8 protein-coding genes and 1 pseudogene are annotated in these 8,033 nt (G+C 66.0%); 5 read left to right on the top strand and 4 right to left on the bottom strand.

Annotated elements, in window-relative coordinates:
• Positions 1 to 2: 2 nt before the first annotated feature.
• Positions 3 to 263, top strand: coding sequence for a hypothetical protein (locus F3J18_RS38650; protein ID WP_036054277.1), 261 nt, complete (start codon positions 3 to 5; stop codon positions 261 to 263).
• An 874-nt stretch (positions 264 to 1,137) separates the two neighbouring features.
• Here F3J18_RS38650 and F3J18_RS15255 read toward each other — a convergent pair.
• The 3 genes from F3J18_RS15255 to F3J18_RS15245 all read right to left on the bottom strand — a co-directional run bounded on the left by F3J18_RS15255 (position 1,138) and on the right by F3J18_RS15245 (position 3,265).
• Complete coding sequence (locus tag F3J18_RS15255; RefSeq protein WP_025100359.1) at positions 1,138 to 2,040, bottom strand: hypothetical protein; 903 nt, start codon at positions 2,038 to 2,040, stop codon at positions 1,138 to 1,140.
• Positions 2,041 to 2,149: 109 nt separating this feature from the next.
• Positions 2,150 to 2,365, bottom strand: coding sequence for a hypothetical protein (locus F3J18_RS15250; RefSeq protein ID WP_013689426.1), 216 nt, complete (start codon positions 2,363 to 2,365; stop codon positions 2,150 to 2,152).
• A gap of 264 nt (positions 2,366 to 2,629) precedes the next feature.
• Positions 2,630 to 3,265 carry an NAD(P)H-dependent oxidoreductase gene (locus F3J18_RS15245; RefSeq protein WP_017917979.1) on the bottom strand — a complete coding sequence of 212 codons (636 nt, stop codon included), beginning with the start codon at positions 3,263 to 3,265 and terminating at the stop codon, positions 2,630 to 2,632.
• Positions 3,266 to 3,634: 369 nt separating this feature from the next.
• Here F3J18_RS15245 and pcp point away from each other — a divergent pair, with 369 nt between their 5' ends.
• Positions 3,635 to 4,282, top strand: coding sequence for a pyroglutamyl-peptidase I (gene pcp, locus F3J18_RS15240; protein ID WP_025100360.1), 648 nt, complete (start codon positions 3,635 to 3,637; stop codon positions 4,280 to 4,282).
• A gap of 58 nt (positions 4,283 to 4,340) precedes the next feature.
• Here the strand turns inward: pcp and F3J18_RS15235 are convergent, their stop codons facing one another.
• Positions 4,341 to 4,631: a hypothetical protein gene (locus F3J18_RS15235; RefSeq protein ID WP_166913238.1), complete on the bottom strand. Its 291-nt coding sequence runs from the start codon at positions 4,629 to 4,631 to the stop codon at positions 4,341 to 4,343.
• Between the two features lie 73 nt (positions 4,632 to 4,704).
• Here F3J18_RS15235 and F3J18_RS15230 point away from each other — a divergent pair.
• From F3J18_RS15230 to F3J18_RS15220, 3 genes and pseudogenes are all read left to right on the top strand, one after another.
• Positions 4,705 to 6,022, top strand: a pseudogene (locus F3J18_RS15230) (glycine betaine/L-proline ABC transporter ATP-binding protein); the annotation flags it as partial.
• Entirely contained in the window at positions 6,015 to 6,908 is an 894-nt protein-coding gene (gene choW / locus F3J18_RS15225; RefSeq protein ID WP_025100362.1) for a choline ABC transporter permease subunit, read from the top strand. The pseudogene F3J18_RS15230 and the gene choW, both read left to right, overlap by 8 nt.
• Before the next feature lie 112 nt (positions 6,909 to 7,020).
• A complete protein-coding gene (locus tag F3J18_RS15220; protein ID WP_166913237.1) occupies positions 7,021 to 8,028 on the top strand; it encodes a GlxA family transcriptional regulator in 1,008 nt (335 codons plus the stop codon).
• Positions 8,029 to 8,033: the final 5 nt, after the last annotated feature.

The raw sequence follows: 8,033 nt of genomic DNA, 5'->3' as shown, positions 1-8,033 counted from the left end.
CGGTGCCGCTCGCGGTGGTGCCACTCGGCGCGAATACCCCGAGCACGGCCGCATTGCCGCCGATCGCGATGGTCGAGGTCGAGGCCGCCACCCCGCCGCCGGTCGCGTACTGCGCCTGCGCGACCTGGTTGGTCGCGCCGGCCACCAGCACCGCGGTGGTCACCGCCTTGGCCACGGCCGACTTGTTTGGTTTTCCCCGTGCCGAATCGTTTTCGGAAGCAGCCACCCACGCCCCGAGAGATTCGTTCCAGATCGAGCGGTAATTGCGATTCATGCGGCCTATCTCCACGGACCCGTGCAATGAATCAGGCAGTTTCAGTCGCCGTCTCTGCCTTGCGCGGGAAAACTAATCAATTGCGCGGATTCTATTGGAGGCGGCTAATTTCAAATGAAAACAACTGCAAACTACCTGGGATCAACTGTGAAACATTGTTGTCGATTACTGCTCCATCGGTCTGTTAAATTTCTTCAAGAGCCGGTAAATCGTTTGCGTGGAGCCTCCGTGGACACCAAAAAGTCCGTGTTGAGTGGCTTGAAGCTACTGATACTAAAGGATATTCAACAATTTTACAGAATCATTCGGTGATATTTAGAGTATCGAAATTTGACAATCTTGCGATTTTGTACTCTACAATCCGTATTCGGCATTGATAAAATATAAAACCTTAAAAAAGCCCTCTGTTTGATTATTGAGCAGGTTGGAAACGATTTTTCGAATCGTTTAAGTATCGATATTGCATCGCGGCAAAAATAGGAATTGGGGATGAATCGCTGCGAGCCGCCCGGCGTCGCAGGAGGCTGGTCCTGATGGAATTCCCGGTTTGAAACTCGAGAGGGATCGACGGGGATTTCAGACAGGACGTGGATAATCCCGCCCACCTTCAGGGCAGGGCGCCGCCCGCCACCACGGGCCGCGTCCCAACATGCGGACAGATGGTGACCAAGTGTGTCGTGACGAACGACGCGTGATCGCAGGCGTTGTCGGCCGGCAACAGCCGTGTGCGCATGCAGCAGCTATCGCGATCGATGCACGCGCATGCGATGAAGCGAGACGGGGGAAGGCAAGGAAAGAAAGGTGCCGATGCAACCAATCGGCCGCGCCCGATGCGAGCGCGGCCGGGCCACTTCTCCGGCGGCTTACTTCTTGATGAACTTCAGGGCGAGGCGGGCCATGCGGGGGACGAACTTCGGACGCAGCAGCCGAGGATCGTAGCCCGCCATGCGGCGCTCGTTCTCGGCCAGGCAGAGTTCGATCAGCTCACGCGGCTTGAGCGCCTCGTTGCCGACCGTCGCCGCGGCATTGGCCGGAAAGTTCGCATCGTGGGCCACGCCGTCGGTATCGATGCCGCGCGCGATGCCGATGCGGTCGCGGATCAGCGTGATCCAGATCGCCGCGACGCGCAGGAAGAACCACGGCCGCTTCCACCAGGGCAGGTTGCGCCAGTACCAGGCGTACCAGTTCACGAAGAACAGGATGTGGCGGCCTTCTTCCTGGATCACGGGCTCGAAGGTCTCGACCAGTTCCGCCGGGAAGAAGCCTGATTGCTGGGCCGAGCGGAACAGCCCGAAGGCGAAGAAGCTGTCGATGCATTCGCTGAAGCCGGTCAGCACCCAGGCCCATTCGGGATCCGTCGGCGCGGGATAGGGCGGTTCGGGCGCGAGGGCGATGCCATAGGCTTCCACCAGCTTCGACAGCACCACCTTGTGGCGCGCCTCCTCGCCACCGTCCATCTGCAGCGCCGAGCGCAGCAGCGGATCGGCCACGGTGGCGGCGAAGGTGGCCACCCGGATCGAGGCGCGGCCTTCGGTCTGGACCGCGATGTCCCAGATCGGCAGCGCGGTGAGTCGCTTCAGTTCGGCCGGCGATAGCGGCGGCCAGTCGATCACGGCCGGTTTGTAGGGGTTATGGGTGTCGAGGAGCATTCGGCAGAACATCTGCTTGTGCGCCTCGGAGCCGATGCGGACGGGACCGGTGCTGTCATGCGCCCAATGGCGCATGGCGTGATCGGCCGCCTGCTCGTGCTGTAGCGTGTCGGACATGAGCTTGATCTGGGTGTCTGGCGGAAAATCGCAACGGCTTATTCTTGCATAGGCAGTCGATTTTCGCGTTTTCGGGCCAGGACACCGCCCACGTCCGTCTTGCCGAAGCTCAACTGTGCGCGTCGATCCAGATGCGCCCCCAGCGCGAGGCGTAGGCCAGCGCGTGGGCCTCGTCGAAGAAGAAGTCGATCGCATCGAACGAGTAGGCGCGGGAGGGGCCCGCGGCGGTCTTCTCGATGGTCAGGTTCGCGGCGAACAGCCCGTTAGGCTGGCGGGCGGCCGCAGGCGCCATTTCGTAGCCTTTGTAGCGGATCGGACGAATCATTGCAGGACGAAATCGAGTACGGGAGTGTGCAGCGTAAGCTGCGCGCGAGCCGGCCGGAACCAATCTTTCCGGCGAAGCATATGCGCGGCCCGGCGCGAATGCATATGGCCCGACACGATGCCGGGCGGCCGGATGAAAAACGAGGGGAAGTGCCAAAAACAACAAAAAAGGCCCCAAAAGGGCCTTCAGTCATGCCGAAAACGGCAAGAAACCGCAAAGTCGCCAAAATTCACCGATCTCGCCCGGCCGAAGCCGGCGCGGCGCTCAGTTCGAGGCGAGCTTGAGCACCGGGGCGGCGATCTGCGTCGCGGCGCGGTGCGAGGCGAAGGCCAGCGCGAACTCCGCGGCTTGCGCGCCGACCGTCTCGAGCTGGCCGGCGACCTTGGCGTCGGAGCAGGTGTCGGCCGTCTCGAAGCGCGTCTCCAGTGTGTTGACGGCGGCGCCGAACGGCGTCGGCCAGCCGCGCAACGCGTGGACGATCGAGCGCAGCGAGCTCAGCACCGTGCCGGCGGCCTGCCAGCCATAGGCGGTGACGATCACGCCCACCGCGCGCCCGTCCAGGTAGGGGCGCTGGTCGGCACGCAGTTCCTCGAGCGTATCGAGCGCGTTCTTCACCAGGCCGGACACGCCGCCGTGGTAGCCGGGCGTCGCGATGATCACGGCGTCGGCTTCGCGCACCGCCTCGATCAACTCGATCTGGGATTCGCTCAGGCCTTTTTGTTCGGGCGCGTAATGGGGCAGGGAATGCAGGAACGGGCCGTCGAACAGCCGCGTGCGCGCGCCGGCCGCCTGGGCGCCGCGCAGCGCGAAATTCAGGGCGCGCTCGGTCGACGAAGCCGCGCGGGTGGTGCCGCCGATGCCGACGATGAACGGCCGGCGGTGTTGATCGAATGCAGTCAAGATGTGCTCCCGGGAATGCGGTGCCTGATCAGACAGGCTCGAACGAGCATGTTAACGAGCCGTGCCGGCCGCGGGAAACGACTTTTCGTTCTATCGATATGCGTTTGCGCGAGGCAAGTCCTGGCCGCCGGAGCTCGTTTGGATAGCAGAAATGCTTGGTTCGACCGGCCCCGGCGCGTCGATATGATCGTTTCATGGCACCTCGCTGGTGTCGTCTCTGACATGGGTTGGCCCCGCCCTCGGCAACGTCGGCGGGGCATTTTTTCTTGGTCCCGGCGGCTTGGGCGGCCCGCGGCGGAAATCCGGCGCGCCGGGTCCGAGCTTTCGGGCCTAACATGAGAGCCTGCCCAACCAGACCGCTTCGTTTCGATGAGTACCATCCTCCTTACCGGTTTCGAGCCCTTCGGCGGCGACGCCCTCAATCCTTCCTGGGAAGCCGCGCGCTGCGTCGACGGCGAAACCCTCGCCGGCGCGCGCGTGGTGGCGCATCGCCTGCCCTGCGTGGTCGAATCGGCGCCGCGCGCGCTGGCCGAAGCCATCGAGGCGACCGATCCGGCGCTGGTGCTGTGCCTGGGTCTGGCCAGCGGCCGTCCCGACGTTTCGGTCGAGCGAGTCGCCATCAACGTGGTCGACGCGCGGATTCCCGACAATGCCGGGCGCCAGCCGATCGACGAGCCGGTGGTGGAGGGCGGCCCGGCCGCCTACTTCTCGACGCTGCCGATCAAGGCGCTGGTGCGCGACCTGCGCGAGGCCGGGATTCCCGCCTCGGTCTCGCAGACGGCCGGCACCTACGTCTGCAACACCGTCTTCTACGCGTTGATGCACTTCGCCGCCACGCAGCGTCCTTCGCTGCGCGGCGGTTTCATCCATGTGCCCTGCCTGCCCGAGTTGGCCGCGCGCCATCCCGGGCTGCCGAGCCTCTCGCTCGATACGCTGGCCCAGGCGATTCGCATCATGGCCGTCACCGCGCTCGAGCGACGCGAGGACATCCGGCTGGGCGCCGGCGCCGTGCATTGAGACGGCGGGGCGCCGTTCGAGATCGGGGCGCGTGCCCCAGGCAATCGCTGCGCGATCCTCAGGAAACCTGAGCATCGTCCTTGTCATGGGAAACCGGTGCATGCGCAAGCAACCATCGTCGAGCGCGCGCGAGCCGGTGCCGCGAAGCTTTCAGGCCGATATCGCCGGCCGGGCGATGGTGCGACCGGGTTGCACCTGCCGCGTCCGGCCGCATCGAACGATCGTGCGCCGAAGGGGCAGCGGGCCGCATCGGCGATCGGACATGTTCTTGTCGAATTGCGACCTCGCGGCTTGTGTTTTTCCGCCGCGATCCGCGCCGCGCGTCGCTCATGCCGCGTTGCGGGATCATGGGGCACGATCCGCGTCCATCAAGGCTTTTCGCTTGACGCGGCGCCGCAAGCGGGCCCCCGCCGCCGCGTCTGCCGCGCCGGTGCTGGCGGAGCACGACAAATACCCGTGTCGTATTTGCGCAAGCGACTGTCGGAATTCGTCGGCTACCCCAAGTTTTTTCTGGCAACCATTGAGGCACGCTCTGATGGTGAGCCCCAGCTACACGAGGAGAAGGTTTCGATGGATGCCCCCAAGGTCGTAGTCGAAGGTCTGTGCAAGGTTTTTGGTAACAACCCGAAGCAGGCGCTCGACATGCTCGCAGCCGGGTCGACGAAGGACGATATTTTCAAGCAGACCGGCCAGGTGGTCGGAGTGCACGACGTATCGTTCGACGTGCAGGAAGGCGAGATTTTCGTGCTGATGGGCTTGTCCGGTTCGGGCAAGTCGACGCTGATCCGCCTCGTCAACCGCCTGGTCGAGCCGACCGCCGGCAAGGTGCTGATCGACGGCCGCGACGTGGCCTCGGTGCGCCGCTCGGAACTGACCGCGCTGCGCCGCACCGACATGAGCATGGTGTTCCAGTCCTTCGCGCTGATGCCGCAGCGCACCGTGCTGTCGAACGCCGCGTTCGGCCTTGAAGTGGCCGGCGTGGGCCGCAAGGACCGCGAGCGCCGCGCGATGGACGTGCTCGAGCAGGTCGGCCTGGCCGCGTTCGCTAAGAAGCTGCCCGCCGAGCTGTCGGGCGGCATGCAGCAGCGCGTCGGCCTGGCCCGCGCGCTGGCCGTCAATCCCTCGCTGATGATCATGGACGAGGCCTTCTCGGCGCTCGATCCGCTCAAGCGCAAGGAAATGCAGAACGTGCTGCTGCAGCTCCAGAAGGAGCAGCGCCGCACCATCATGTTCGTCTCGCACGACCTGGAGGAGGCGCTGCGCATCGGCACGCGCATCGCGATCATGGAGGGCGGCCGCCTGGTGCAGGTCGGCACGCCGCAGGACATCATCGCCAACCCGGCCGACGACTACGTCCGCGCCTTCTTCGAGGGCATCGACACCAGCCGCTACCTGACCGCCAGCGACCTGATGCAGACCGGCGCCGTGCCGATCGTCTCCAGGCTCGACGCGGCCAACGTGGCCGCCACGCTCAACGGCAGCGCCGAATACGCCTTCGTGCTCGACGAGGCGCGCAAGATCCGCGGCTTCGTCACGCGCGACGCGCTCGGCATGGCCGCGCCCGACGTGCGCCAGATCGAGTCCATCCCGCATGACGCCACGCTCGACCACGTGGTCGAACGCGTGGTCGCCAGCCCCAACGCGCTGCCCGTGGTCGACGACCAGGGCTGCTACTGCGGTTCCGTCGATCGGGCCGTGCTCCTGAAGGCCATCACCCGTTCGCGAGGCTCCCATGTCTGAACTGATTCCGCTCGGCACCTGGGTCGATCAATCCGTCCGCTACCTGCTCGACCACGACGCGAAGACCTTCGACACGATCGGCCAGGTGATCGAGAGCCTGGCCGCGCTGGTCGAGCACGGCCTGCAGGCGATCCCGATGTGGCTGCTGATGGCGATCTTCATCGGCGTGGGCCTCTGGCGCGTGGGCTGGCGCTTCGCGATCTTCACCACGCTGGCCCTGCTGCTGATCTTCGCGACCGGCTTCTGGGACCAGACCGTGATCACCCTGGGCCTGACGCTGTCGTCCACCATCATCAGCCTGGTGCTGGGCATCCCGCTCGGCATCTGGGCGGCCAAGAGCAAGTGGGTGTCGGCCATCGTGCGGCCGATCCTGGACCTGATGCAGACCATGCCGGCCTTCGTCTACCTGATCCCGGCCGCGATGCTGTTCGGCCTGGGCCGCGTGCCGGGGATCCTCTCCACGGTGATCTTCGCGATGCCGCCGGCGGTGCGCCTGACCAGCCTCGGCATCCGCCACGTGAACCGCGAGATCGTCGAGGCCGGCCAGGCCTTCGGCTGCACGCCCTGGCAGTTGCTCTACAAGGTGCAGTTCCCGAATGCGCTGCCCTCGATCATGCAGGGCGTGAACCAGACCATCATGATGGCGCTGTCGATGGTGATCATCGCCTCGATGGTCGGCGCGGGCGGCCTGGGCAACGACGTGCTGGCCAGCATCCAGCGCCTCGATATCGGCCTGGGCTTCGAGAGCGGCCTGTCGGTGGTGCTGCTCGCGATCATCCTGGACCGCATCACGGAGAGCTTCGGCCGTGCCCCGGGCGCTGCCCGCGCGCCGCTGTTCTCGGGCTTCCGCCAGTTGTTCGGCATGAAGCCCGCCGTGCAGGCCTGAGGCCGGCGCTCCCGCCTTTCCCGTTCCATCCGCTTCGCTTCTGTTGCCGGTGCCGGCGGCCACGTGCCGCCGGGGCCGGCTTCGTGCAACCTGCTCTTGCCGGAGAGCGACCGTGAGCCTTGCCGTCGACACCGTTCCCGTCGCCCGCGCGACCTCCGCCCAGTCGCTCGCGCATTTCGGTTTCCTGACCTTGCCGCATTTCTCGATGATCGCCTTCAGCAGCGCCGTCGAGGTGCTGCGCATGGCCAACTACGTGGGCCGCGCCGAGCATTACCGCTGGTCGATCCACTCGCTCGACGGCGGGCCGGTGCAGGCCAGCAACGGCATCGCCGTGCGTCCCACCGAGGCGCTGGACCTGGACGGCCCGCTGCCCGACGTGATGATCGTGTGCGGCGGGATCCGCATCCGCGAGGTGGTCGACGCGCGCACCCGCGAGGCGCTGGCGGGCCTGGCCGCGCGCGGGCTGCCGCTGGGCGGGATCTGCACCGGCGCCTACGCGCTGATGTCGGCGGGCCTGCTCGACGATTACCGCTGCACCGTGCACTGGGAGAATCTCTCGGCGCTGCATGGCGAATTCCCCCAGGTGCGCTTCGCCGACGAGCTGTTCGTGGTCGATCGCGACCGGCTCACCTGCACCGGCGGCACCGCGCCGCTCGACCTGATGCTGAACCTGGTGGGCGCGCGGCTCGGCCAGCACCTGGCCGCCCAGGTATCCGAACAGTTCATCCTGGAGCGCATCCGCGGCGCCGGCGATCCGCAGCCGATCCCGGTCGATGCGCGCGTCGGCTTCTCGCGCGCCGAGCTGGTGGAGGTGGTGCGGCTGATGGAGGCCAATATCGAGGAACCGCTCTCGCTCGACGAACTGTCGCGCCTGGTGCGGCTCTCGCAGCGCCATCTGCAGCGCATGTTCAAGGTCTACCTGAACGTCTCGCCCACCCACTATTACCTGACGCTGCGCCTGAAGCGCGCGCGCGACCTGCTGCGCACCACCGATGCTTCGATCGCGCGCGTCACGACGATCTGCGGTTTCCATTCGCCCTGCCATTTCAGCAAGGCCTATCGCGCGCAGTTCGGCCACGCGCCGAGCTACGAGCGCCGGGCCACGCCGACGCGCCAGTGAGGGCC

It is taken from the genome of Burkholderia sp. Ax-1720, from assembly GCF_011753035.1.
Taxonomy (GTDB): domain Bacteria; phylum Pseudomonadota; class Gammaproteobacteria; order Burkholderiales; family Burkholderiaceae; genus Burkholderia; species Burkholderia gladioli.
Note: the sequence above shows the minus strand (reverse complement) of the source record. Positions and strands in the feature narration are given on the sequence as shown.